This window comes from Psychrobium sp. 1_MG-2023 (assembly GCF_030689115.1).
In the GTDB taxonomy this organism is placed as follows: domain Bacteria; phylum Pseudomonadota; class Gammaproteobacteria; order Enterobacterales; family Psychrobiaceae; genus Psychrobium.
This window is the reverse complement of sequence record NZ_JAUYVJ010000007.1, coordinates 31869-56489: the sequence shown is the minus strand read 5'-3', so window position 1 is coordinate 56489 and position 24621 is coordinate 31869. Positions and strand designations below refer to the sequence as shown.

23 protein-coding genes are annotated in these 24621 nt (G+C 41.4%); 13 read left to right on the top strand and 10 right to left on the bottom strand.

What is annotated here, in order from left to right; all coding sequences use genetic code 11:
• The first annotated feature begins 53 nt into the window (after positions 1-53).
• Positions 54-2036 carry a methyl-accepting chemotaxis protein gene (locus Q8W26_RS05320; RefSeq protein ID WP_305472603.1) on the top strand — a complete coding sequence of 661 codons (1983 nt, stop codon included), beginning with the start codon at positions 54-56 and terminating at the stop codon, positions 2034-2036.
• Positions 2037-2136: 100 nt separating this feature from the next.
• On the opposite strand, the gene fdx is transcribed toward Q8W26_RS05320, so the two are convergent.
• From fdx to trmJ, 8 genes are all read right to left on the bottom strand, one after another.
• Positions 2137-2475, bottom strand: a complete 339-nt coding sequence (gene fdx / locus Q8W26_RS05315; protein WP_101213857.1) for an ISC system 2Fe-2S type ferredoxin — start codon at positions 2473-2475, stop codon at positions 2137-2139.
• 50 nt (positions 2476-2525) lie between these two features.
• Entirely contained in the window at positions 2526-4391 is a 1866-nt protein-coding gene (hscA, locus tag Q8W26_RS05310) for a Fe-S protein assembly chaperone HscA (protein ID WP_305472600.1), read from the bottom strand.
• A 120-nt stretch (positions 4392-4511) separates the two neighbouring features.
• Positions 4512-5039, bottom strand: coding sequence for a co-chaperone HscB (gene hscB, locus Q8W26_RS05305; protein ID WP_101213855.1), 528 nt, complete (start codon positions 5037-5039; stop codon positions 4512-4514).
• Between the two features lie 18 nt (positions 5040-5057).
• Positions 5058-5381: an iron-sulfur cluster assembly protein IscA gene (gene iscA, locus Q8W26_RS05300; protein WP_101213854.1), complete on the bottom strand. Its 324-nt coding sequence runs from the start codon at positions 5379-5381 to the stop codon at positions 5058-5060.
• A gap of 49 nt (positions 5382-5430) precedes the next feature.
• Positions 5431-5805 (bottom strand): Fe-S cluster assembly scaffold IscU, encoded by a 375-nt coding sequence (gene iscU / locus Q8W26_RS05295; protein ID WP_101213853.1) that lies wholly within the window; start codon positions 5803-5805, stop codon positions 5431-5433.
• Positions 5806-5838: 33 nt separating this feature from the next.
• Positions 5839-7053: an IscS subfamily cysteine desulfurase gene (locus Q8W26_RS05290; RefSeq protein WP_101213852.1), complete on the bottom strand. Its 1215-nt coding sequence runs from the start codon at positions 7051-7053 to the stop codon at positions 5839-5841.
• 123 nt (positions 7054-7176) lie between these two features.
• Entirely contained in the window at positions 7177-7656 is a 480-nt protein-coding gene (locus Q8W26_RS05285) for a Fe-S cluster assembly transcription factor (protein WP_101213851.1), read from the bottom strand.
• Positions 7657-7813: 157 nt separating this feature from the next.
• Complete coding sequence (gene trmJ / locus Q8W26_RS05280) at positions 7814-8539, bottom strand: tRNA (cytosine(32)/uridine(32)-2'-O)-methyltransferase TrmJ (RefSeq protein ID WP_101213936.1); 726 nt, start codon at positions 8537-8539, stop codon at positions 7814-7816.
• A gap of 273 nt (positions 8540-8812) precedes the next feature.
• Here trmJ and suhB point away from each other — a divergent pair, with 273 nt between their 5' ends.
• Positions 8813-9616: an inositol-1-monophosphatase gene (suhB, locus tag Q8W26_RS05275; RefSeq protein ID WP_101213850.1), complete on the top strand. Its 804-nt coding sequence runs from the start codon at positions 8813-8815 to the stop codon at positions 9614-9616.
• 339 nt (positions 9617-9955) lie between these two features.
• Here the strand turns inward: suhB and Q8W26_RS05270 are convergent, their stop codons facing one another.
• Positions 9956-12172 (bottom strand): bacteriohemerythrin, encoded by a 2217-nt coding sequence (locus tag Q8W26_RS05270; RefSeq protein ID WP_305472594.1) that lies wholly within the window; start codon positions 12170-12172, stop codon positions 9956-9958.
• Between the two features lie 442 nt (positions 12173-12614).
• On the opposite strand from Q8W26_RS05270, the gene Q8W26_RS05265 reads away from it, so the two are divergent.
• From Q8W26_RS05265 to Q8W26_RS05255, 3 genes are all read left to right on the top strand, one after another.
• Entirely contained in the window at positions 12615-13301 is a 687-nt protein-coding gene (locus Q8W26_RS05265) for a response regulator transcription factor (protein ID WP_101213935.1), read from the top strand.
• Positions 13298-14629, top strand: coding sequence for a histidine kinase sensor domain-containing protein (locus tag Q8W26_RS05260; RefSeq protein WP_305472592.1), 1332 nt, complete (start codon positions 13298-13300; stop codon positions 14627-14629). Before Q8W26_RS05265 ends, Q8W26_RS05260 begins: the two co-directional genes overlap by 4 nt.
• Before the next feature lie 124 nt (positions 14630-14753).
• Positions 14754-16742, top strand: coding sequence for a TonB-dependent receptor domain-containing protein (locus tag Q8W26_RS05255; RefSeq protein WP_305472590.1), 1989 nt, complete (start codon positions 14754-14756; stop codon positions 16740-16742).
• A 119-nt stretch (positions 16743-16861) separates the two neighbouring features.
• Here Q8W26_RS05255 and Q8W26_RS05250 read toward each other — a convergent pair whose 3' ends face one another.
• Positions 16862-17041 carry a hypothetical protein gene (locus Q8W26_RS05250; RefSeq protein WP_101213847.1) on the bottom strand — a complete coding sequence of 60 codons (180 nt, stop codon included), beginning with the start codon at positions 17039-17041 and terminating at the stop codon, positions 16862-16864.
• A gap of 447 nt (positions 17042-17488) precedes the next feature.
• On the opposite strand from Q8W26_RS05250, the gene hisG reads away from it, so the two are divergent.
• From hisG to hisIE, 8 genes are all read left to right on the top strand, one after another.
• Complete coding sequence (gene hisG, locus Q8W26_RS05245; RefSeq protein ID WP_101213846.1) at positions 17489-18385, top strand: ATP phosphoribosyltransferase; 897 nt, start codon at positions 17489-17491, stop codon at positions 18383-18385.
• A 6-nt stretch (positions 18386-18391) separates the two neighbouring features.
• Positions 18392-19690 carry a histidinol dehydrogenase gene (gene hisD / locus Q8W26_RS05240; RefSeq protein WP_101213845.1) on the top strand — a complete coding sequence of 433 codons (1299 nt, stop codon included), beginning with the start codon at positions 18392-18394 and terminating at the stop codon, positions 19688-19690.
• Positions 19680-20744, top strand: coding sequence for a histidinol-phosphate transaminase (hisC, locus tag Q8W26_RS05235; RefSeq protein ID WP_305472587.1), 1065 nt, complete (start codon positions 19680-19682; stop codon positions 20742-20744). The genes hisD and hisC overlap by 11 nt, the downstream gene beginning before the upstream one ends.
• A 74-nt stretch (positions 20745-20818) precedes the next feature.
• Positions 20819-21886, top strand: a complete 1068-nt coding sequence (gene hisB, locus Q8W26_RS05230; RefSeq protein WP_305472585.1) for a bifunctional histidinol-phosphatase/imidazoleglycerol-phosphate dehydratase HisB — start codon at positions 20819-20821, stop codon at positions 21884-21886.
• Positions 21886-22512 carry an imidazole glycerol phosphate synthase subunit HisH gene (hisH, locus tag Q8W26_RS05225; protein WP_305472583.1) on the top strand — a complete coding sequence of 209 codons (627 nt, stop codon included), beginning with the start codon at positions 21886-21888 and terminating at the stop codon, positions 22510-22512. The genes hisB and hisH overlap by 1 nt, the downstream gene beginning before the upstream one ends.
• On the top strand, positions 22509-23249 hold the full coding sequence (gene hisA / locus Q8W26_RS05220) for a 1-(5-phosphoribosyl)-5-[(5-phosphoribosylamino)methylideneamino]imidazole-4-carboxamide isomerase (protein WP_101213841.1): 741 nt from the start codon (positions 22509-22511) through the stop codon (positions 23247-23249). The genes hisH and hisA overlap by 4 nt, the downstream gene beginning before the upstream one ends.
• Positions 23231-24007, top strand: a complete 777-nt coding sequence (gene hisF / locus Q8W26_RS05215; protein ID WP_101213840.1) for an imidazole glycerol phosphate synthase subunit HisF — start codon at positions 23231-23233, stop codon at positions 24005-24007. Before hisA ends, hisF begins: the two co-directional genes overlap by 19 nt.
• Entirely contained in the window at positions 24001-24615 is a 615-nt protein-coding gene (hisIE, locus tag Q8W26_RS05210) for a bifunctional phosphoribosyl-AMP cyclohydrolase/phosphoribosyl-ATP diphosphatase HisIE (RefSeq protein WP_101213839.1), read from the top strand. Before hisF ends, hisIE begins: the two co-directional genes overlap by 7 nt.
• Positions 24616-24621 lie beyond the last annotated feature (6 nt).

Genomic DNA, 24621 nt, shown 5'->3' with positions numbered 1-24621 from the left:
ATTATGTTTTCTGAACGTTTATTATCAGAATCTTCACACAAGGGACTCGTGTTATGACCTTTTCAGATATCTCTTTTAAGAAAAAAATCCTCATTTTAATCGCTTTGCCATTTATTGGCTTTTTAGGACTCAGCCTTTTTTCTATCTCTAAAAATGCAGCAACCCTAAGTGAAATGAATGCATTAACCCGATTAACTGAATTAACAACAACCTATAGCAATTTAGTACACGAGCTACAAAAAGAACGTGGGATGACAGCAGGCTACCTTGGTTCAAAAGGGTTGAAGTTCAAAGATAAACTCATTCAACAACGATTAGCCACAGACAACAAACGCTCACTCAAAGATACTTATTTAAACAACAATAAAATAACCGACCAAAACATTATCAATTTAAACCAAGCTATCAAACTACAATTAGATCAATTGCAAAGCACTCGCTCAACCGTCGATAACTTAACTATCCCTTTGCCAGAAGCGTTAAAATATTACACTCAACTTAACTCAACAATTTTAGATATATCAACGATTATCTCGAAAATAAGTTCAGACACTGACATTACCAATGCCACTGTCGCCTATTACAACTTTTTACAAGGAAAAGAGCGAGCAGGAATAGAGCGCGCTGTATTAAGTAATACCTTTAGTGCCGACTCTTTTGCCCCAGGGATGATGGTAAAATTTTTCTCACTGGTGTCACAGCAAGATACCTACTTTAATGTATTTAATGCTTTTGCCACTTCAGAGAATAAACAATTTTTAACTAAGTCACTCGATCACCCAGCTGTGGCTGAAGTACATCGCATGCGTAATATTGCACAATCGACAACAGCGGGCTTCTCCACTGACGGAGAATATTGGTTTTCTCAATCCACCCAGCGAATTGGACAACTAAAAGCCACTGAAAACTTTTTAAGTAAATCGCTATTAATTCTCGCTCAAAACACCAAGAGCGAAGCACAAACAGCTTTGACTATGGTGACCCTCTCAATTTGTGTTCTCGTTTTGCTCGCAGCAATTGTTAGTTATTACGTTATTAAAGAAATGCTCGGTCAAGTTCATGATCTTACTCACGTCATGGGCGAAGTTCGACATAACAATGACCTTAGTGTAAGAACCCAATTGACGAACAAAAGTGAACTGGGGCAAATATCAAAATCTTTGAATAACACTTTACTGACGTTTTCTAACGCTATACAGCATATTACCTCGGTAAGTAACTCCCTTGCAGATAAAGCGAATGAAACAAGCCAAACCTGTACAGACAACTCCGTTACTATGGAGCAGCAACAAAATGAAATTTCACTAATTGCCACCGCTATAGAAGAAATATCTGCAACAGTTAAAGAAGTTGCCAGTAATACGCAGTTAGCCGCAGATTCGGCCAAAGAAGCGGATGATGAAGCAACGCAAGGGTTAGCAGTAGTTGGCCGTTCTTACCATGCGATAGAGTCATTAGCTAAAGAAATAAATGACTTGGCTGAAAAAATTACTAATCTGCATGAAAGCAGTAACAATATCACCAATGTTGTCGATGTCATAAAGTCCGTTGCTGAACAAACGAACTTACTGGCGTTAAACGCTGCAATCGAGGCGGCTCGCGCCGGCGAACAAGGTCGAGGGTTTGCCGTTGTTGCAGATGAAGTGAGAACACTTGCCCAACGAACCCAAGAGTCGACAACGGAGATTGAAACCTTCATCACGGGCTTACAAAATGATGCAAACTCTGCCTTTAATGTTATCGAAGTCAGCCAATCAAAAGCATCAGAGGCTGTTTCTGAAGCCAAAGCCGTTGAACAAACATTATCAAATATCACTGCTTCCGTGGGTCACATTTTCTCCATGACAGAACAAGTTGCCGTTGCTGCTGAAGAACAATCTGTAGTGACGCAAGAAGTAGCTGAGAATATTGTTAATGTTGAACATAACTCGGCTGCTTCTACTACGGGGGCGACACAAATCGCAGCAACAGCTAACGAGCAAGCGGCGCTAGCAACAGAGCTGCAAACCTTAGCCAATACCTTTAAAGTGTCGTAACCCGTTAGAAGTGCCATTAAAAATAACTGAGATACAAAAAAGGAGAGCTACCGATTGCGGTGCTCTCCTTTTTTACTCATAGCTATAAGAAAACTGCTGGTTAGTGCTGTTCGCTCGCTAAGTTAACCGTATATTTAGGTATTTCAACAACTAAGTCTTCGTCACTAATACAGGCTTGACAACCCAAGCGTGATTCAGGTTCTAAGCCCCACGCTTTATCAAGCATATCATCTTCTAACTCATCACTCTCTTCTAACGAATCAAAGCCTTCACGAACAATCAAATGACAGGTCACACAAGCACATGACTTTTCACATGCGTGCTCAACACTGATTCCGTTGGCTAAGGCAACGTCTAAAATTGTTTCACCTTCTTGTGCTTCAACAACAGCCCCGTCAGGGCAAAGCTCTTGATGCGGTAAAAAAATCACTTTTGGCATAATCTTCTTCTCCACAGTTCGCTCGATATGCACTCACGAACTGACATAATTTAAATATCGTCTACTGATTGGCCTGATAATGCCTGTCGAATCGACTGATCCATTCGCTTAGCAGCAAAGTCTTGACTAGCGGCATCGCAATCGCTGATTGCTTGCTTAATTGATTTTAAGTCTGTCTGTGCCATCGCCTGCTCTAGCACTTGCATTGCATGACGAATCGGCGAAAGCTCTTCAGGTGATAATAAATGACCATCATCATGAATTGCACTGACTAACCCCTCTAACACGCGTGATGCTTCTACTTTCTCTTCAGCGAGCATTCTCGCGTCCATGTCATCACGCGCGAAGGTCATTGAGTCACGGATCATAGAGGCCACTTCGCTATCAGTAAGCCCAAATGATGGCTTCACTTCAATAGCAGCTTGAACACCACTGCTTTTTTCCATGGCACTCACGCTCAACAAACCATCAGCATCAACCTGAAACGTCACGCGAATATGCGCGGCACCGGCTGCCATAGGTGGAATACCACGAAGCTCAAAACGAGCTAGAGAGCGACAATCTTCAACCAGCTCTCGCTCACCTTGTAGGATGTGCACGGCCATTGCCGTTTGACCATCTTTGAATGTCGTAAACTCTTGCGCCTTAGCTACAGGGATTGTGGTATTTCGCGGGATAACTTTCTCGGTTAAACCACCCATAGTTTCAAGGCCTAACGATAACGGTAAAACATCAAGTAGCAGCATATCACTATCAGGCTTATTGCCCGCTAAAATATCTGCTTGAATTGCCGCCCCTATCGCCACGACTTTATCAGGGTCAATGCTAGTTAATAACTCACGCTGGAAGTATGCAGATACTTGCTCACGTACATGAGGGACACGTGTAGAGCCACCAACCATTACCACTTGTTCAATCTCGTCAATCGCTAAACCAGCGTCACGAACGGCACGACGACAGGCCATAATAGTTCGTTTGACTAATGGTGCAATGATTTGATTAAATTGTTCACGCGTTAAACTGCCCTGCCACTCACTGCCGCAAGGTAAACTTAATGACAACTCAGTTTCTTCAACAGAGCTTAGACGTTCCTTCGTTTCACACGCTAGGCGGCTTATTTCGCGTTGCAATGCTGGTGAGTGCTCACCGTCATAACCTGCTTGCTCAAAAATCCATTGCGATAAGGCTTGGTCAAAATCATCACCACCCAAGGCAGAATCACCGCCTGTGGCTAAAACTTCGAAAACACCTTTATTTAAACGTAAAATTGAAATATCAAATGTACCACCACCTAAGTCATATACAGCAATAACGCCTTCATCATCACTATCTAAACCATAAGCGATTGCCGCAGCGGTTGGCTCATTCAACAAACGAAAAACTTTAACACCTAATAACTCCGCAGCATCTTTAGTGCCTTGACGCTGCGCATCATCAAAATAAGCAGGTACGGTGATTACAACCCCATCTAGTTCGTCACCAAGTGTATCCGAAGCGAGTGCAACCAATGGTCTTAAAATTTCACTCGATACCTGTATTGGGTTAACAGTACCGTTGCATGTTTCGATATTAATTAAGCCGTTCTCGGTCGCAGACAGCTTATAAGGTAACTCACTGTGTTTAGCCTGTATATCGGCTAGCGTACGGCCCATAAAGCGCTTGACGGAAACGATAGTATTGGTTGCATCACTGATTGAATGCGCTTTAGCAGCATAACCAACATCAATACCTTCAGGAGAATAATGAACAATTGAAGGTAGTGAATCTCTACCATTCTCATCGGCTAACGTTGTTGCCTCACCGCTTCTAACGGTGGCAACCAACGAGTTTGTGGTACCTAAATCAATACCGGCAGCTAAGCGACGTTGATGTGGAGCAGTGCTTTGCCCCGGTTCTGAAATCTGCAATAAAGCCATAGTTAATTCTTATCAGTAAATAAAGGCGGTGGATGTATGCTATTTTATACCAAATCAATCGGTGAAGTGAGCTTAAATTTCACTGTTTTCACATCTAAAATCACTGTACCTATACACTTATTAGTAAGTGTATATTTGCTCTTCTAATGCTTCAGCTTCTTTAGATAATTTAAGCATAAACTTTAGCTTTCTGACATCATCCGCAGCTTGCTGTAATGTGTCCGCAGAGTTTTCTGCAAACTGACGACTGAAGTTTAGTTTAAACTGGGTGATAGCTTGTTCAACCTGTTGTTGAAAATCACTTAATGCCTGTTCAGGGTCTGAGGCTTGCGGAATATCTTCCAACAACTCTCTTAGTTCCATTTGTTGCATTAAGAACATCGGGTCTCTAAGCGTTTTCGTCTCGTGGGCTAACTCTATTCCGGCAAGGGATAGTAAATATTCAGCGCGTTTATCGTGACTTTTAAGCGTATCAAAAGCATCATTAATTTGTGCGGCTTTGTGCACAGCCATTAAGCGTTCTCGCTCACTCGCGTTAGCAAAATTGTCAGGGTGAATTGTACGCTGTAATTCTAGGTATTTAGCTTTGAGTTCTGAAGCATTGACTTCAAAAGTGGTTGGTAAGGCAAATAGTTCAAAATAATTCATGATAGGTAACTACTGAGACTAAACAGAGAAGCTTTCGCCACAACCACACTCACCATCGACATTCGGGTTTTTAAATTCAAACCCTTCGTTAAGTCCATCCTTAACGAAATCAAGCTGGGTACCATCAAGATAAACCAAACTTTTTGCATCAACGATCACTTTAACGCCATGCTGTTCAAACACTTCATCGCCTTCATTTAGCTCATCAACAAACTCTAATACATAAGCTAAACCAGAACAGCCGGAAGTTTTTACGCCTAAACGCAGACCTAGTCCTTTACCACGATTTTCTAAAAAACTGCTTACTCGTGCCGCAGCAGATTCTGTGACATCAATTGCCATAATCTATACCTTTGAGTGCCCCTAGGGGCACTTTTACTTAATCAGTTAATTATTTCGCTTTATAATCGTCAATTGCCGCTTTGATTGCATCTTCAGCTAAAATTGAACAGTGAATTTTAACTGGTGGTAATGCAAGCTCATCTGCGATATCACGGTTTGAGATTTCACCCGCTTGATCAAGAGTCTTACCCTTTACCCACTCTGTAACTAGTGAGCTTGAAGCGATAGCACTACCACAACCGTATGTTTTAAACTTAGCATCTTCAATCACGCCAGCGTCATTGATTTTAAGTTGTAATTTCATCACGTCACCACAAGCTGGTGCACCGACCATCCCCGTTGCGATTTGAGGGTCATTTTTATCAAATGAACCAACGTTACGTGGATTTTCATAGTGATCTAATAATTTTTCGCTATAGGCCATTGTTTTATCTCCTACTAAATTCTTTAATAACTGCTAGTGAGCAACCCATTCAACGCTGTCTAAATCAACACCGTCATTAAACATTTCCCATAAAGGTGACATTTCGCGTAAACGACCAATCGAGTTTGTCATTTGCTCAATCGCATGATCAATTTCTTGCTCCGTCGTGAAACGACCTACACTAAAACGAATTGAGCTATGCGCCATTTCGTCATTTAAACCAAGAGCCCGTAATACGTATGAAGGCTCAAGGCTTGCAGAAGTACAAGCACTACCTGATGATACGGCTAAGTCTTTTAATGCCATCATCAATGATTCACCTTCAACATAAGCAAAACTGATGTTAACGATACCGTTATAACCTAATTCTCGGTCACCATTTAGGTATGTTTCATCAATCTTTTGCAAGCCATCAATTAATCGTTGGCTTAACGTTGTAATATGCTGTTGGTCTTTAGTCATGTCTTCTTTAGCGATACGGAAAGCTTCACCCATACCAACAATTTGGTGAGTGGCTAATGTACCTGAACGCATACCACGTTCATGGCCGCCACCATGCATTTGTGCTTCTAAACGAATACGTGGTTTACGACGAACGTATAAAGCGCCAATGCCTTTAGGGCCATAGATTTTATGCGCTGAGAATGACATGAGGTCTACTTTTAATTCAGCTAAATCAATGTTTATCTTGCCCGCGCTCTGTGCGGCATCAACATGGAAAATAACTTTACGAGCACGCAGCATTTCACCAATAGCAGCAATGTCTTGAATAATGCCGATTTCATTATTGATATGCATGATTGAAACAAGCACAGTGTCTTCACGAAGTGCATCTTCAATTTGAGCCAGAGTAATGATACCGTTTGATTGTGGCTCAAGGTATGTTACTTCAAAACCTTCACGCTCTAACTGACGACATGTATCTAAAACGGCTTTATGCTCTGTTTTAGAAGTAATGATGTGCTTACCCTTCTTTGAATAGAAGTGAGCGGCACCTTTGATCGCTAAGTTGTTAGACTCTGTTGCACCTGATGTAAACACAATTTCGCGCGAGTCAGCATTAATTAAGTCAGCGATTTGATTTCTTGCAACATCAATCGCTTCTTCAGCTTGCCAACCAAAACGATGTGAACGAGACGCTGGGTTACCAAAGTTTCCTTCCATGGTTAAGCAATCAACCATTTTCTTGGCAACGCGAGGGTCGACTGGTGTTGTCGCCGCATAATCAAAATAAATCGGGAATTTCATCTATTACTCCACACCTACGAGTCTTATCGACTGTGGTACTATCTATTGCTAATAATTTTCTAGACTTTTATAAAAAAAGTTCTTATTAAAATAACGAATGTCAGCTGTAAAAATCAGCCAACATTAACTAATTCGGTTAGTATGCAAAATATCGTGCTGTAATTCTTGCACTTTATTTTGTTGCTTCGCGATAGCGATAACTTCAGAATTATCCATTAATTCTCCCAGCGATACACTATCGAGAAACTCTTGCATTTTATCGCTAAAGTCGTTCCATAATGAATGCGTTAAGCATCTGCCTGCAGGAGAACAAGGTTTATCGCCTTTACATCGTGTCGCTACAACTGAGTCATTAACAGCGCTAATCACGGCACCAATTGAAATATCAATTGCATCGCTGGCGAGTTGATACCCACCACCTGGACCGCGCACACTAGACACTAAGTTTGCCTTACGTAACTTTGAGAACAGTTGCTCTAAATAAGATAAGGAAATACGTTGACGCTCAGAGATATCAGCTAAGCACACAGGACCAACGGATTGATGTAATGCAACATCAAGCATTGCGGTTACCGCATAGCGACCTTTTGAAGTTAATTTCATGCTATTGCCTTAGCCATATTGAACAATAAGGCAATTACAACAAACCCGACTAAATTAGTCAAGTATATAACTGACTATTTTAGTCGGGTTTATTTTTTAACTGTTAAATCGACGCGATCCTACCACAAATCACTTAAAATGAGCCAGTCAAATAATCTTAGTCTTTAGTCTGTTTATTATTTGGCCCGCGTTGCGTAGCGGTTAAAATGCCACGTAAAATATTCAGTTCCACCTCTTCTGGTCGAGCTCGATTATATAAACGACGTAGTTTTGTCATCACTTGCCCAGGGTGTGCTTTAACAATAAAACCAATATCATTTAATGTATCTTCGAGATGAGCGTAATACCCTTCTAATTTTGCAGAATCAGGATATGCTTCTTCAACAGGTTTAATTTCTGTCAATGCAGCCATTCTAATCTCATAACAAATAGTTTGAACGGCCATTGCTAAGTTTAATGAACTATACTCCGGATTAGCTGGGATACAGACATGAAATTGACATAACTGTAGCTCTTCATTAGTTAAGCCACTATTTTCTCTACCAAAGACCACTGCAACTGGATAATTTCCCACCTCAGACATTAGCTTAATACCACATTCTCTTGGGTCTAGCATCGGCCACGGTAATGTACGTGAGCGAGCACTTGACCCAACAACCAAGCCACAGTCAGCAACAGCTTCTTCAAGCGTATCGACAATTGTCGCTTCTGATAATACATCACGCGCACCAGATGCCAGCGCATGAGACTTTTCATCGATTTCAGTTTGTGGGTCAACTAGTACTAAATCACTTAAACCCATCGTTTTCATCGCACGGGCTACACTACCAATGTTTCCCGGATGAGTGGTTCCAACCAGTACAACTTTCACTTTTGGTAACATTGATTCATTTGATTGACTGCTCACGTTTATAACCTTTTTATTTGCCCCGACGATCAAGGCGTCTCTAAATTTTTGCTATAGTAACAAAACTCACATCCAGTTGCTTCATTTTAACTACCCTAACTGCCCCTCTAAAATAATTTACCGTGACCAATGTTGTAGTTTATGAATGAATAAGCTTGCCATTACCAAAACCTCTGGTACAATTTGCGCCGTTTTTAATTCAAGCCAATGGCTGAATTTTCCGTTCTTTAAAATCCAAAGGTAGACACTATGCATCCGATGCTTAATATTGCAATTCGGGCAGCTCGTAGCGCGGGTAAAGTAATTATGCACGCGACTGAGCAGCTAGACAAAGTTGAAGTTCAACAAAAAGGAACTAACGATCTTGTCACAACAGTTGATAACGACGCCGAACAGGCAATCATTGAAGTAATTAAAAAAGCATACCCAGATCACGGCTTCATTTGTGAAGAAAGTGGTGAGTTAGGTAATCGAAGCAGTGAATACCAATGGATTGTCGATCCACTTGATGGCACGACCAACTTCATCAAGGGTATCCCTCATTTTGCTGTTTCTATCGCATTACAAGTTAATGGTAAGACAGAACAAGCTGTTGTTTTTGACCCTATTCGCGATGAGCTATTTACTGCGACCCGTGGACAAGGCTGTCAATTTAACAGCTACCGTACACGTGTAACCAAAGCAAAAGATCTTAAAGGTACTGTAATTGCTACTGGCTTTCCATTTAAAGTAAAGCACTATAAAGAAACCTATTTAGCTATTTTCTCAGATATGTTTGATGACACTGCAGACATGCGTCGTGCAGGCTCAGCAGCACTAGACTTAGCACACGTTGCTGCAGGTCGTTTAGATGGTTTTTGGGAAATTGGTCTAAAGCCGTGGGACACTGCCGCAGGTGAATTATTAGTAAAAGAAGCTGGCGGTATCGTTACTGATTTTACCGGTGGTCACGGCTATGTTGCTTCAGGCAATATTGTTGTTGGTAACCCAAAAGTTGTTAAGGCTATGCTTTCTAAAATGCGCCCGCATTTGACGCCGGCTTTATCACGTTAATCGCAGTGAATTCTCTCTACTAAGAGTATTCTCTCTACTAAAAGGGGCTAACGATGTTAGCCCCTTTTTTATTTATCATATACCTAACACCAACTCCATTCATGAAGTAATACCCATTCCGTTAATGTAAATGAACAATTTTGTAACGAGGCTAAACGAATTAGCGCACAACCTCTACGTTTTAACCGAACTTAAGGCCCAACAGAATCTAAGTTTCAATACCCATGTTGGCAAAGCGGCAGTTATTAACCAATTTAATTATTCTTATTCACTAATCAATAATACTGCCATCATTCTTCCATCCCGCAAACAGGTTCAAGGCTAAATGAGCGGTGCTGTTTAATGTTCTAAACTGACGTCCTTATCTGGCGAGTCATTAAACAACCGAACTTGATTTCGGCCAAGGTTCTTCGCTTGATAAACAGCTTTGTCCGCTTGTTCGAGTAACTCTTGAACATCTTGAGTCTGCTCTTGCCACATTGCTACTCCGATACTGACCGTTATGGATATCTGATGACCATGATAATCAACTATTGTTTTTTCGATGGATAAGCGAAGTCTTTCAGCTAACAATATGGCTCCTTTTTTGTCCGACTGAGGAAGGAGGATAGCAAACTCTTCACCACCAATGCGGGCGACGCAATCATATTCTCTTACTTGTGACATACAAGTTTGACAAAAAACTTTCAACACTTCATCACCACAAGCATGACCATAAGTGTCATTGACCTTTTTAAAGTAATCAATATCAAGCATTAAAATACTAAATTGCTGTTGGCAACGTCTGGCTCTTTCTAGCTCCTGGTAAGCAACGTCTTGAAACTTTCGCCGATTGATCGCACCTGTTAGGGGGTCAATCGATGCAAGCTCATTTAGTCGCTTTTTGTCAATTTCTTGTTGTTTGATTGACATAGCCTGTCGCTCAAAACGAATGGCAGAGATAATATCTGCCTGTAAAAGCTTCCTTCTATTCACTTCATAACTGGCAAACATTTCTCTCATTTGATCATCAGCAAACTCCAAAGTAAAACGCTTATCGCGCTGCCCTTCACTCAAGCACTTCATTGCATGGGTCATCAAATGAATTGGATAAATGATACTATGACCAAGCAACCAGGATATAACAGTTGAAAAGAAGACTAATACCAGCAACAAAGACGTGATGACAACAAATACAAATTGAATACTGTTCAACTCTTTTTGCACATTTTTCTCATTATCTAAAATCAATTGCTCGATAAAGGCATTTTTAGCATTAATTTTACCTGTCATCACCTCAAACCAATGCTCACTATCAATGGTCAATTCTGCCTGTGAGGCGATTGAACGTTCTAATTGCGTTTCGAGCGCCACGGCCTGTCGATAAACTGAAGAGCTAAGAACTTTTTGCCACTTATTTTTCTGTTCAATCGTTGCTGAGTTCATAAAGAGTGTTAGTAATCCACTCCTACTCCCTTGCAACAAATAAAAATCTTTTAAAAGCTTAGAGTCTATAGATTGCCCACTTAAAATCCAAGCGCCTATCGCTCGTTTAAGGCCCACGACTTCCTTCATATTAACCAATGCTGAAAGACTAAGCGTATTACGTGTAAGATCCGCGTTATGACCTAAAGAAAGTAAGCCATCAAGCACGGAGATAAGCTCTTTAATCGATTGTGTGTAGTATTGTTGGGTATTGGAAATATGACTAGTTTTGGAATTAACTAACCCTCTTTGCTGGTTTAATTCAGCTAATGCTATATCTGTATCAGCTAATTGCTGACTCACTCGATCAGCAACACTACCTGTTCTAATCTGCATTACCCTTTCACGGTAGTTACTCAAAGCCTTATCTGTAACAACACGCGATGCCAATAGTTCTGATGAAAATCTTTCGAAGTTCGACCCAATAGTGGCCGTTGTCAATCCCCTTTCAATCTGTAATGTATGAGACAATTTATTAGCAGCATTAAGCAAGCCTGTGACTTCAATAACTTGTTTTGCATTTTGGTAGTACTGGTAACTAAAAGTCACTACAGACGCACTTAATACGAGTAAGCCAAATAGTGGAATAATCATCCCTAAATAAATACGATTATCTAATTTAATTTGACGACCGACCCAAGCCTTAATACGTTCACTCCAAGATGGTGTAGAGCGATCATTTGTCGTTAACCCTTGCTCATGGACAAGCTTGGCATAAGACATGTCATCAACCACAATATGATTCATAATCCAGTTCAATAAAAACAAACTGACTTCTTGAGCAACTTCAATGGTTTCTGCGCTAAGCAAGCGCTCGCGTAATTCAGGAATTTTATTAATAAACTGTTGATGCTGCAGCTTATGTTCTTCGTAATCAGGGTAGTTACATTGTTGTAGCAACGCTTCTTCACGAGTAAAGTGCTGCTTCACATAATGCTCCAATTGTCGAAAAATATCTTTGATGATCAGCTCAGTCGAACCATTATTAATCGCTGTATTAATTTCATTGATGAGTTTTAACAGTTGTTTATGGTCTTGATCTATTGCGTCAACACCAACGCTCATACCATCGTTCCAATTTAGTTCATTCACAAAGCAGCCTACTCATATTTTTGTTCATCTAACTTGTGCTTGAAACTAGTTAAACGTGATTACTTATTTTAATGATTATACTAAATTTTAAACGTTGAACTACAACAACGTGGCCGGAATGAATACAATTAAACCAATTAATACTAATGTCATTAAATATCTGCCTACTTGGGCTTGTTAAAATAAGCTCATCGGCATTGCTCACAATTCCGATAACCAGGTATTCACCAGACGTCTTGCTCAAAAAAATTTACAAGCGACATAAGAGCACTTACTTAATGCAATCGCTAAACACACCGATTAGACAATTGGACGAACTACATTATTTACCGTTAGTGATAAGACACTGAGGCGTAACAATAGCGCCGATAAATACTGGCCTTTTACCAACACTAGCTATAAAATACGAATACCTCTCATTTACCTTAATATACGCATGAAAATTGCAGCCCCACATATCTTAATTATCGAAGACGACCTGTCGCTCAATGAACAACTCAGCGCTTTATTAATCACTAAAGGGTATCTGGTTACTCAACATCACGATGGAGAGCAAGGGCTGAATGCCGCAATAAGTCACAATTATTCCATGGTTTTATTAGATGTTAGGTTACCCATCATTGATGGCTTCACCGTACTACAACGACTGAGGCAGCACTCAACAGTGCCTGTCATCATGATCACTGCTTGTGCGGCTGAACAAGAACGAATCCAAGGGTTTAGTTATGGAGCTGATGATTACTTACCAAAGCCATTTAATATCACCGAATTAATTTTGCGTATTGATGCACTATTAAGGCGGGCCAACATTTTAGAGCAACCAACGCCTGGGACCACACTGAGTGTCGATGAAATCAAGCTATATAAAGATAACGCTCGAATCACATTTTCCGATAAACCGATTGAAATGACTCCTATTCAATTTAAGCTATTATGGACCTTAATCGAGAATAAAAACGAAACCTTATCTAAACCCTACCTTTCTCAAGTCGTTCTCGAAAAAGAGTTCAGTCAATACGATCGTAGCTTAGATATGCACTTAAGTCGTGTCAGAAAAAAACTCACTTCTGTTGGAATGCCTAGCACACGTATTATCACTAGCCATGGTCGCGGATACCGTTTTGAATGAATAGGTTATTTTTATGGAAGTTGATGCTCATTGTCGGCTTAGGTAGTGTATCGTTATTTTTTGTCATCGACCTATTATCACGCCATACTGAAACCAGAATGAGCCACATAACACAACAACATCAAACTGAAATTCTGATGTTTGCTGCAACGGCAGAAAGGCTCCACCAGCAACAAGACAAGGCAGCTTTAACACAATACCTAACACAGCTACAACACCAAGAAGACACTTGGGTCGCCGTCGTAGACTCACAACTTACGTCGTTATACCAATCAAGTTTAGACCCCCGCTTTCTAGACAACTTTACGCTTGGCCGCGACGTCAGTTGGAAAATACACCTTAATTTTCCTAATAACCCCGTCATGGACGTTGCATTTAGCAACAGTTCAATACACTTTTTAATCAGATTACCACAGCGTATGCGTCCGGGTGTTTATTGGAAACCAGCCTATATAGCACTGCAATTCATCCTGCCTCTGATCATTTTAAGTGTGATTGCATTCTATATTTACCAATATTTAATGCGTCCCTTAAAACAACTTAAACATGCCAGTGAGTTATTAGCAAAAGGTCAGTTTGATATCGAAATAGTTTCCAAGATAAATACGCGAGAACCCGAGTTCATTAGTGTTGCAACTACCTTCGAACATATGTCACATCGATTAGGACAACAAATTCAAAACCAAAGGCAGTTTATTGCCGATTTCTCACACGAATTAAGAACACCAATCGCAAGAATAGAAACGGCTTTAAATTGTGCAGAAAATAATATTTCATCGGTTCAAATGTTACATCGAGTTAGAGATGAAATCACCGGTATAAGAAAGTTGAGTGAAGATGCATTAACCCTAGCTTGGATAGAAAACGAACAGGTAGCACTTACGGTTGAAACCTTCGATTTAATCGATCTTGTTGACTCGATCATTGACGATGCCCAGTTTGAGTTTCACCCTAAAGTAATCACCTCAACATTACCTGACTCAGTCATTATCCAAGGGAGTATACGTCCGCTAGCTCAAGCAATCGAAAACATCATACGCAATGCGATGCGCTTTACACCAACGAGTATTGACATTACTGTTCACCGTTATGATAACTACGTTGAACTATGTGTGCGTGACCATGGCCCTGGTGTGGAGAATTGTGAACTTGAAAACATCTTTAGACCTTTTTACAGGATCGCTGGTGATAATACCTCTAGCAGCGGCTATGGCCTTGGACTTGCGTTGGTGAAGCGCGAAATTGAAGCCCTTCATGGCACAGTAAAGGCACAAAACAGAAGCCCAACGGGTCTACAAATGACGGTGAGATTGCCGCTCCACACTTAAATCAACTTAACAGAAGTGACGTGTAGTTTGTAACAATTGTAAAAGTGGTTCTGTTGGATTGCATGAAATGATAAATTACACAAATACGAATTATTATCATTAACAATAAGGCATCTAAAGCATCATGCAACTTGCAAATATTAAACTAACCACACTCTCTATAGCAATGATTTCTGTACTGGGCAGTCACAGTGTTTTTGCGAAACAGGCACCGCAAAAATCAAAAAGTGATACCGAAATGATTGTTGTCGTTGGTCAAGCGACAAGTGGTCTAGATAATCTAATCAATCAACAAGATATTGAAAACATTCAAGCCAATGACCTCGGTGATCTTTTCCGTCAAGATTCGACAATCAGTGTTGGTGGCTCAGTCGGCATGGGCCAAAAGCTATATTTACGAAATGTTGGTGAAGACTTACTCAATATATCAATCGATGGTGCAGCACAAGCTGGAACAGTGTTTCATCACAGTGGCCGAGTTAACATTGAACCCGAATTATTAAAACAAGTTGAAATAGAGGCAGGTACTGGTAGCGCGACTGCTGGTCCAGGTGCTTTAGGCGGTTCAGTACTATTTATTACTAAAGACCCAAGTGATTTATTAGCCCCCCAACAGACTCTAGGCGCCTTAATAAAAACCTCTTATTATGGAAATGGCGAAGGATTTAAAAATACAGCCACTGTTTACGCTCGTGATAATAACGAAGTCATTAGCGGAATGTTAAGCGTGACAGATTCTGATCTTGGAAATGTTGAAGACGGTAACGGGCATGAAATCCTTGGTACAGAATCAGAAAAAACATTGGGTTACGCTAAAATAAAATTGAACATTAGCCCTGAACAAACCTTATCTTTAAGTCATGAAAATATTGAAGAGCAAGGAGATATCTTATACAAACCTGAGCTCATTGCTAGTAAGCGCAATGTACCAGAACCAACAACAGGTAGCCGCGCGACCACTATCATTAACTATTCCTATGACGTTCTTGATAGTGATTACATCAGTATTGATGTTAACGCTTACGATACGGAGCAAGAGCAAATCAGAGAATTTCGAGGTATTGCGTATGACGGTGGCCGTAAATCGACGGGATTAACACTGAAAAATACCAGTACTTTTGCACAACATGACTTAATTGTAGGTTTGGACTACCGTGATGATACGAGCTTTCTCAATGACGTTGACTTTGCTAATGCACATTTCTCAGAAACAGGAAAAGTAGCGGGTCTGTTTGTACAAAATATTAGCCAATTGACTGACCAATTAACTTTAAGCTCCGGTGTTCGTTTTGATCAGTATAAGTTAGATGATACAAATGGCTTATCGTTAGATGATCAGGGATTCTCGCCAAACGCCAGCATTAACGTTACTTTATCGCAACAATGGAGTATCAGCGCAGGTTATGCCGAAGCGCTGCGCGGTCCAGAAGTAAAAGATTCATTTAAACTATCATCGGCCAGTAATGATCCAACGCTCAAAGCTGAACAAGCTAAAAACATCGAACTGGGTGTTGATTATAATCTAGAGCAGTTCAATTTCGCTGCTGGCATTTACCGTACAACAATCGAAAACCCTGTTGGCGGTGAAACTCCTTGGTCAAAAGTGTATCAAAATCTCAAGCATGATATTAAAACTGATGGTTTATTTTTAACCGCAAACTACACCAGCGATAACCTAACATTGAGCGCAAACTACCATAACGCAGAATCAACCATGAATGATGAACTGGTAACACGTTATGTTTATAGCTCTGCAGGTGTTTCCACTGGTGATAAATTAAGTTTAAATGCAAATTATCAACTACACGATGCACTGAGTATTGGTTGGAATGGTCAATTTGTTCAAGGCATTGATACTATCAATATCACCGTTGCAGGAGACAACTTAACCACAGTAAAGCCAGGCTATGCGGTTCATGATCTTTATGCTCGTTGGACTCCATTTTCAGAGCAAAAACTGACACTTAATATTGCAATAAAGAACCTGTTCGATAAACAATATTTAGATCACGCGAGCATGGAAGACTTAGAACATAACCCTGGGTACTCTGGTATTATTGGGGCACCAGAAATGGGTAGAGACTTACGCGTCAGCTTAGCCTATCAATTTTAAGCTATACAGTAATAGCGCATTAACGGCATGTTTTATGATGCCGCTGTAGCTTACGGCGGCATATACATTTGTAAATAAGGAATGGTTCTTTATGAAAAGTTACTAATATTGGGATAGGTTCACTGGGTTTTCTGATCTCCCGAACCTTGACGGCCAAACAAACCAAGTCCAAACGCCAGCTCTAAGCCAACGCCTAACATAATGAACACCATCACCCCAGATACCGTACCAAAAAGATAGCAAGCGACTGCAACAGCGATATACAGAAGCAGTATGATACTTCGATTTAAGTCTCTCATAAAACACCCTTCTCTGTTTAATATTTAACCTAAAGTTAAAACAAAAGTCGAACTAGGTCAATAGTATTAAACATAAAGTCTTTGTAACAAAGTATATTAACATTTAGTCTAAAAATTTTATCGACAGAACAGTAGCTTAAACAAATTATTAGATAAAAGTAGTAAACTTCGAGAAAAGCAGCGCGAAATAGCCATAAGTCTAAGGTTTTTTTTGTTAAAAGCCATTGCAATTGTTCACGGCCTATCTTACTGTATCAATCATCTTTTAAACAGTTATTAACGTTTGGCTAACATATGAATATTATCCTGAACCATCACCACCATCATATTATCCGGTAACTTTCAGGAACTATTCGGCTGGAAGATTACAAATAACATCTTCCAGCGGTTGCACAAAACGATGAACCTCTGGAAGACCAGAGGTTTTTTATTTTGGAGCAACAAAAAATGCAAACAAGCAACAGATTACGTATCGCGATTCAAAAAAAAGGTCGCCTATCTGACGAAGCCAAAAAGCTACTAAAAGGTAGTGGCGTCAAATTCAACACCAACTCTCAGCGTTTAATTGCTCACGCCACCAATCAACCCATTGACTTATTGCTTGTTCGAGATGACGACATTCCAACGCTAATCATGGATGGTGTTTGTGATTTAGGTATCATTGGCGAAAATGAGCTAGAAGAAACAGAGTTAGAACGTATCGCCGCTAACGCCCCAAGTGAGTACGATGTATTAAAACGTCTTGATTTTGGTGGTTGCCGTTTATCTTTAGCTATCCCATCGGAAGTGAAATACACGGGCGTACAACAGTTTCAAGGTCAACGTATTGCAACGTCATACCCGCATTTATTAAAACGCTACTTAGACAGTAACAATGTTGACTTCACCAGTGTAACGTTAAAGGGCTCTGTCGAAGTTGCACCGCGCGCAGGTATTGCCGATGCTATTTGTGATCTGGTTTCAACTGGTGCGACACTCGAAGCTAATGGCTTAAAAGAGTCTCAAGTATTCTTTGAGAGCCAAGCAGTATTAATCCAGTCAAAAAACAAACTCAGTGCTGAAAAACAGCAGTTACTCGATAAATTACTCACACGCTTTAATGGTGTGATTCAGGCACGTGAATCAAAATACATCATGCTTCACGCGCCAAAAGACAACGTTGACAAGATCATTAGTCTATTACCCGGTGCTGAAAACCCAACGATCTTACCATTAAGTGATGATGGTAAAGTAGCCGTTCACGCGGTTAGTAGTGAAACACTATTTTGGGAAACTATGGAAGAGCTTAAAACCCTTGGCGCAAGCTCGATCCTCGTCATGCCGATTGAAAAAATGTTGGGGTAGAGAGTCATGCGCACATTAACTTGGTCACAATTAACCACCGAGCAGCAACAATTACAGTTGCAGCGCCCTGCTCTTGAAAACTCAGCGATGTTGCAACAGCAAGTGGCCAATATCATCGACAATGTTAAGCAAAATGGTGACGCAGCATTAAAAGAGTATGCGACACGATTTGATAACATTAGCCTTGAGCATATTGCTGTGTCACCTGAGGCTATTGACGCCGCACAAGCGAATGTCTCAGCGGAATTAAAAGCCGCTTTAGCAATGGCTAAAACAAACATTGAGACCTTTCACCGCGCTCAACTGAGTCAAGACATTGTCGTTGAGACAACCCCTGGGGTTCAATGTGAATTACGCACACAAGCATTACAAAGTGTTGGTCTGTATACTCCAGGAGGGAGTGCGCCTCTTCCATCGACTGTCTTGATGACAGCAATCCCAGCCATGATCGCAGGTTGTCCGCAAATAGTTTTATGTTCGCCGCCGCCCATTTCGGATGTCATTTTATATACCGCTAAGCTCTGTGGTGTTTCAAAAATATACCAAATCGGTGGCGCTCAAGCCGTAGCAGCGATGGCTTATGGCAGTGAATCCGTCCCTAAGGTTGACAAAATATTCGGTCCTGGCAACCGCTTTGTCACCGAAGCGAAAAAGCAAGTGGCAATGGCTATCGGCGGTGCTTCAATTGATATGCCAGCAGGCCCCTCTGAAGTGCTAGTGATCGCTGATGAGCAAGCGAACCCTGCTTTCGTCGCTGCTGATTTATTATCTCAGGCGGAACATGGTACTGACTCGCAAGCAATCTTACTCACCCCTTGTAGTGAGGTTGCTAAGCAAGTGTCCATTGAAGTTGAGAATCAATTAAATAAACTAACCCGACAAGAAATTGCCCGTCAAGCAATCGAACACAGCCGTATTTTTGTCACCGACGATCTCAATCAAGCTATTGCCATCAGTAATCTCTATGCACCTGAGCATTTGATCATTCAAACCGAGCAGCCTCGGACAGTGCTTGATGCTATTTACGCAGCGGGCTCAGTGTTTCTAGGACGCTGGAGTCCAGAGTCAGCGGGTGATTACGCTAGTGGTACTAACCATGTTTTACCAACCTACGGTATGTGTAATAGTTACTCGAGCTTAAGTCTTGCTGACTTTTCACGCCGATTCACCGTACAAGAACTGACATTTTCAGGCTTAAGCACATTAGCTAACAGCATCTGCCCAATGGCAACAGCCGAAGGGCTCGACGCCCACAGAAATGCCGTAACAATCCGTTTAGATCAGGGAGAACACAATGAGCAATAGCCTAGCCCAACAACTTGCTAGACCCGAACTACTCGCGATGACCCCCTATCAATCGGCGCGCCGAATAGGTGGTAGTGGTGATATTTGGCTTAACGCCAACGAGTCCCCTTTTGCGGAAACAGAGCCAAGTTACAACCGCTATCCAGAGTTTCAACCTGATGCTTTAATTGAAAATTACAGTCGCTATAGCCAGCTGACACCAGAACAAGTGCTGGCAAGTCGTGGGGCCGATGAAGCAATCGAATTACTCATTCGTACCTTCTGTATCCCGGGGCAAGATAGCATCACTATCTGTACCCCAACCTATGGTATGTACGCCATCAGCGCAGCTACTTGCAATGTCGCGGTCAATACAGTGCCGCTAACCGACAGTTGGGAGCTAGATCCTCAGTTAACGGATAAACTTAATGGCAGTAAGTTATTATTTATTTGTAATCCAAACAACCCAACGGGCTCGACATTAACGCCTCAACAACTAGAGCCTATTGTCGCCAAATTGTCGCAACAATGCATCGTTGTTGTAGATGAAGCTTATATTGAATTTTCACCTGAACTATCAATGGCGTCATTGATTAAACAATACCCTAACTTAGTGGTGCTACGCACATTATCAAAAGCTTTTGCCCTAGCAGGGCTTCGCTGTGGTTTCATGTTAGCGAATCAAGGCATTATCGAATTAGCTAAAAAGGTCATTGCTCCTTACCCTATTCCAGCCCCCGTTGCTGAGATAGCTAGTGAACGCTTGACCGAAGCAGGCGTTCAAATAATGAAGGAGCACGTCGCAGAGCTTAACCAGCTTGCCGCAAAGTTTAAGGAGCAAGTCAGTGTTCTAGAAGGCGTCAGTAATGTGTATAGCTCAGGTGCTAACTTTATCTTGATTCGTTTTAACGATCAGCGCTGGTTTAACGCGTTAGGTGAAGCCGGCATCGTGGTCCGTAATCAGTCTAATGTCGCAACTTTAGAGAACTGCTTACGATTTAGTATTGGCAGCCGCAGTGAAATGAAACGGCTAATCGAAACCTTACAGCAAATAGCAAAACAACAAGCGGCCTAATTAATATTGATATTCAATTAATTACGCCAAAAACCAATGTACTCCCCGTTGAGAGAGCAATAGTCGAGAGCACAATGAGAAGCAAAATTTTATTTATAGATCGTGATGGCACTCTTGTTGAAGAACCAGCCATTGATAAACAACTAGACACCCTTGAAAAGCTGGTCTTTGAACCTAATGTTGTGCCTGTATTATTGCAGCTACAACAAGCGGGTTACCGCTTAATCATGGTCTCAAATCAAGATGGATTAGGCACGGAGAGCTTCCCAACGGCTGATTTTGATTTAGCCCATAACAAGATGATGGATATCTTCGCCTCACAAGGGGTTACCTTTGATGATGTCTTAATTTGTCCACACTTTGACCATGAAAACTGTGCCTGTCGTAAACCACGCCTAGGTTTGGTCAGTGAATTATTACAACAAGGTCAAGTCGATTTTGAAAACAGCTTTGTCATTGGTGACCGTGATACTGACGTCGAATTAGCCAAAAACATGGGAATTCGTGCCTTTAAATATCACCCTGAAACCCTTAACTGGAATGATATTGCACGTGCGTTAACCGTTAAAGAACGCACAGCACAAGTCATTCGAAATACCAAAGAAACTCAAATCAATGTCAGTGTTAACCTTGATAAACAAGGTAGCAGCGTGATTAGCACAGGCATAGGATTCTTCGACCACATGCTAGATCAAATTGCTACCCACGGCGGTTTTGAATTAAACGTTGCTGTGACCGGTGATTTACACATCGATGATCATCACAGCGTTGAAGATACGGCAATTGCACTAGGAACGGCTCTAAAGAAGGCATTAGGCGATAAGCGGGGTATAGACCGTTTCGGTTTTACTCTGCCAATGGATGAGTGTCTATGCCAATGTGCTCTCGATTTATCTGGACGTGGTTGGCTAGAGTTTGAGGCTCAATTCGCCAATGAACGTGTCGGAGAATTAGCCACTGAAATGGTGCCGCATTTTTTCCACTCATTGACCAATGCAATGGCCGCAACCTTGCACATAAAAGGTGAAGGAGAAAATACACATCATCTAGTCGAAGGGATATTTAAATCCTTTGGACGCACCTTGCGTCAAGCAATCAAAGTTGAAGGTACTGAACTACCAAGTAGCAAAGGAGTTTTGTAATGGCTGATAAGCAAGTCGTTATCATTGATACCGGTTGTGCCAATATTACTTCGGTGCGCTGTGCGTTTGAGCGTATCAGCAATAATGTCATTGTTTCGCGTGACCCACAAACCATTGTCAATGCCAGTCATGTCGTATTACCGGGCGTTGGTACAGCGGGTGCTGCCATGGAAAAATTAGTACAATTTGAGCTCATTGAATTAGTGCAACAACTTCGCCAACCCGTATTAGGTATTTGTCTTGGCATGCAGTTATTAACACAAGCGTCAGACGAACGAAATGTTGATTGTTTAGGTTTAGTCGACGCAAAGGTATCTCCACTAGAAAAACGAGCCGAGCTTCCCCTGCCTCACATGGGCTGGAATAAACTGATCCAACTAACAGGTCCACTCTTTGAAGGCGTTGATGAAGGAAGTTATGTCTATTTTGTGCATAGCTTTGCTGTGCCAGTTGGCCAATATACCCTAGCTCAATGTGACTATGGCCAAGCTTTTTCCGCCTCAATCCGTCAACGTAACTATTATGGCGTGCAATTTCACCCTGAACGTTCAGGTCAAGTAGGAGCACAGATTTTACGTAATTTTTTATCCATTGAATCAACTAATACACAAGAGAGACAAGCATGATTATCCCAGCACTGGACTTAATTGATGGCGAAGTAGTTCGTCTTTACCAAGGCGATTATGCGCAAAAAACTCGCTATGATTACTCTCCGGTAGAACAGTTAGCATTGTATGCTGAACAAGGTGCAACTTGGTTACACCTTGTTGATTTAACCGGGGCAAAAGACCCTGCTAAACGCCAACTCTCATTGATCTCAAAAATGATGGACGCGGTATCTAATGTCGGTCTGCAAGTCGGCGGTGGTATTCGTCAAGAACAAGATTTAGTTGACCTGTTTAACGCAGGCGCGTCTCGCGTAGTGATTGGTTCGTTAGCGGTCAAACAACCTGAGCTTATTGAGCAATGGTTGACTAAATATGGTAGTGAAAAAATTGTTCTGGCGTTAGATTTAAATATTGATGAGGCCGGTAACAAGCATGTTGCGGTTCACGGCTGGCAAGAAAACTCAGGGGTGACTATAGAAGAATTACTGCAGCGCTTCATTCCATTAGGGCTTAAACATGTCCTTTGTACTGATATTAGTAAAGATGGTACTTTAACCGGTTCTAATACTGCTCTTTACACTGAGCTTGTCAAAGAGTGGCCACAAATTCAATGGCAATCCTCTGGCGGTATTGGCACCTTAGATGACATTGCGGCACTTAACCCCTGTCATGTTAGCGGTGTCATTGTTGGCCGCGCACTACTTGAAGGTAAATTTGATGTAACGGAGGCAATTGCATGCTCGCAAAACGGATAATCCCCTGCCTCGATGTTAAAGATGGTTTAGTGGTTAAAGGCGTTCAGTTCCGTAACCATGAGATTATCGGCGATATCGTACCTCTGGCCCAACGCTATGCGGCAGAAGGGGCTGATGAGTTAGTCTTTTATGATATCACCGCATCATCAGATAATCGCATCGTTGATAAAAGCTGGGTTGAGCGTATTGCCGAACAAGTAGATATTCCATTTTGTGTTGCCGGTGGTATTAAAACTATTGCCGATGCCGCTAAGATCCTTGAGTTTGGCGCTGACAAAATCTCAGTTAACTCACCTGCATTAGCAAATCCCGCACTTATCACAGAACTGACTCATGAATTTGGTCAACAATGTATAGTGGTTGGAGTTGATAGCTATTTTGATCAAGCCACTGGTCAATATCAAGTAAAACAATTTACTGGTGATGAGAGCAAAACACGTACAACGCAATGGCAGACGCTAGATTGGATTAAAGAAGTGCAGCAACGTGGTGCGGGTGAAATCGTACTCAACGTAATGAACAAAGATGGTGTCCGTGACGGTTATGACATTGAACAATTAGCAATGGTTCGCGCCGTATGTGATGTCCCCCTTATTGCCTCTGGCGGTGCGGGTAAAATTGAGCATTTCTACGATGTATTTAAAAACGCTAAGGTTGATGGCGCACTCGCCGCCAGTGTGTTCCATAAACAAATTATCGAAATAGATGAGTTAAAACAAACCCTAAATAAGCAAGGAATCGAGATAAGACTATGTTAACAGATCAGAAAATTGAATCCCTTGACTGGGTAAAAGTTGATAATATGATGCCTGTTGTCGTGCAAGATGCCTATAACGGTAAAGTGCTGATGTTAGGTTATATGAATCAAGAAGCGCTCAATAAAACCCTCGAGTTAGGCCAAGTAACTTTTTTCTCACGCACTAAACAGCGCTTATGGACCAAAGGAGAAACGTCGGGTGATTTCTTAACCGTGGTTGATATTGCAAAAGACTGTGATAACGATACTTTGTTGATCATGGCAACACCTGCAGGCCCGACATGCCACTTAGGTACGCAAAGCTGCTTTGATGATAGTAAAGGCTTTGCTCTCGACTTCATCGGCCACCTTGATAATGTGATAGAGCAGCGATATAACAACCCAGATGAGGCCAGTTACACTAGTTCATTGTTTAAACGAGGCGTCAAACGCATGGCGCAAAAGGTCGGGGAAGAAGGTGTTGAAGTTGCATTAGCAGCTGCCACTAATGATCGAGAAGAATTAATTAATGAATCTTCTGATTTACTTTACCACCTTTTGGTATTGTTACGTGGTAAAGGTGTACCAATGTCAGAAGTTATGGACAATCTCCGCCAACGTCATAAATAACATCCC

Bases quoted from the DNA above. Each gene is read 5' to 3' on its own strand.
- hisF (WP_101213840.1), top strand. From the start codon at position 23,231: ATGCTCGCAAAACGGATAATCCCCTGCCTCGATGTTAAAGATGGTTTA.
- fdx (WP_101213857.1), bottom strand. From the start codon at position 2,475: ATGCCAAAAGTGATTTTTTTACCGCATCAAGAGCTTTGCCCTGACGGG.
- Q8W26_RS05285 (WP_101213851.1), bottom strand. From the start codon at position 7,656: ATGAAATTAACTTCAAAAGGTCGCTATGCGGTAACCGCAATGCTTGAT.
- iscA (WP_101213854.1), bottom strand. From the start codon at position 5,381: ATGGCAATTGATGTCACAGAATCTGCTGCGGCACGAGTAAGCAGTTTT.
- hscB (WP_101213855.1), bottom strand. From the start codon at position 5,039: ATGAATTATTTTGAACTATTTGCCTTACCAACCACTTTTGAAGTCAAT.
- Q8W26_RS05320 (WP_305472603.1), top strand. From the start codon at position 54: ATGACCTTTTCAGATATCTCTTTTAAGAAAAAAATCCTCATTTTAATC.
- hisH (WP_305472583.1), top strand. From the start codon at position 21,886: ATGGCTGATAAGCAAGTCGTTATCATTGATACCGGTTGTGCCAATATT.
- Q8W26_RS05255 (WP_305472590.1), top strand. From the start codon at position 14,754: ATGCAACTTGCAAATATTAAACTAACCACACTCTCTATAGCAATGATT.
- hisD (WP_101213845.1), top strand. From the start codon at position 18,392: ATGCGCACATTAACTTGGTCACAATTAACCACCGAGCAGCAACAATTA.
- trmJ (WP_101213936.1), bottom strand. From the start codon at position 8,539: ATGTTACCAAAAGTGAAAGTTGTACTGGTTGGAACCACTCATCCGGGA.
- suhB (WP_101213850.1), top strand. From the start codon at position 8,813: ATGCATCCGATGCTTAATATTGCAATTCGGGCAGCTCGTAGCGCGGGT.
- hisC (WP_305472587.1), top strand. From the start codon at position 19,680: ATGAGCAATAGCCTAGCCCAACAACTTGCTAGACCCGAACTACTCGCG.
- hscA (WP_305472600.1), bottom strand. From the start codon at position 4,391: ATGGCTTTATTGCAGATTTCAGAACCGGGGCAAAGCACTGCTCCACAT.
- hisIE (WP_101213839.1), top strand. From the start codon at position 24,001: ATGTTAACAGATCAGAAAATTGAATCCCTTGACTGGGTAAAAGTTGAT.
- iscU (WP_101213853.1), bottom strand. From the start codon at position 5,805: ATGGCCTATAGCGAAAAATTATTAGATCACTATGAAAATCCACGTAAC.
- Q8W26_RS05290 (WP_101213852.1), bottom strand. From the start codon at position 7,053: ATGAAATTCCCGATTTATTTTGATTATGCGGCGACAACACCAGTCGAC.
- Q8W26_RS05250 (WP_101213847.1), bottom strand. From the start codon at position 17,041: ATGAGAGACTTAAATCGAAGTATCATACTGCTTCTGTATATCGCTGTT.
- hisA (WP_101213841.1), top strand. From the start codon at position 22,509: ATGATTATCCCAGCACTGGACTTAATTGATGGCGAAGTAGTTCGTCTT.
- Q8W26_RS05260 (WP_305472592.1), top strand. From the start codon at position 13,298: ATGAATAGGTTATTTTTATGGAAGTTGATGCTCATTGTCGGCTTAGGT.
- hisG (WP_101213846.1), top strand. From the start codon at position 17,489: ATGCAAACAAGCAACAGATTACGTATCGCGATTCAAAAAAAAGGTCGC.
- hisB (WP_305472585.1), top strand. From the start codon at position 20,819: ATGAGAAGCAAAATTTTATTTATAGATCGTGATGGCACTCTTGTTGAA.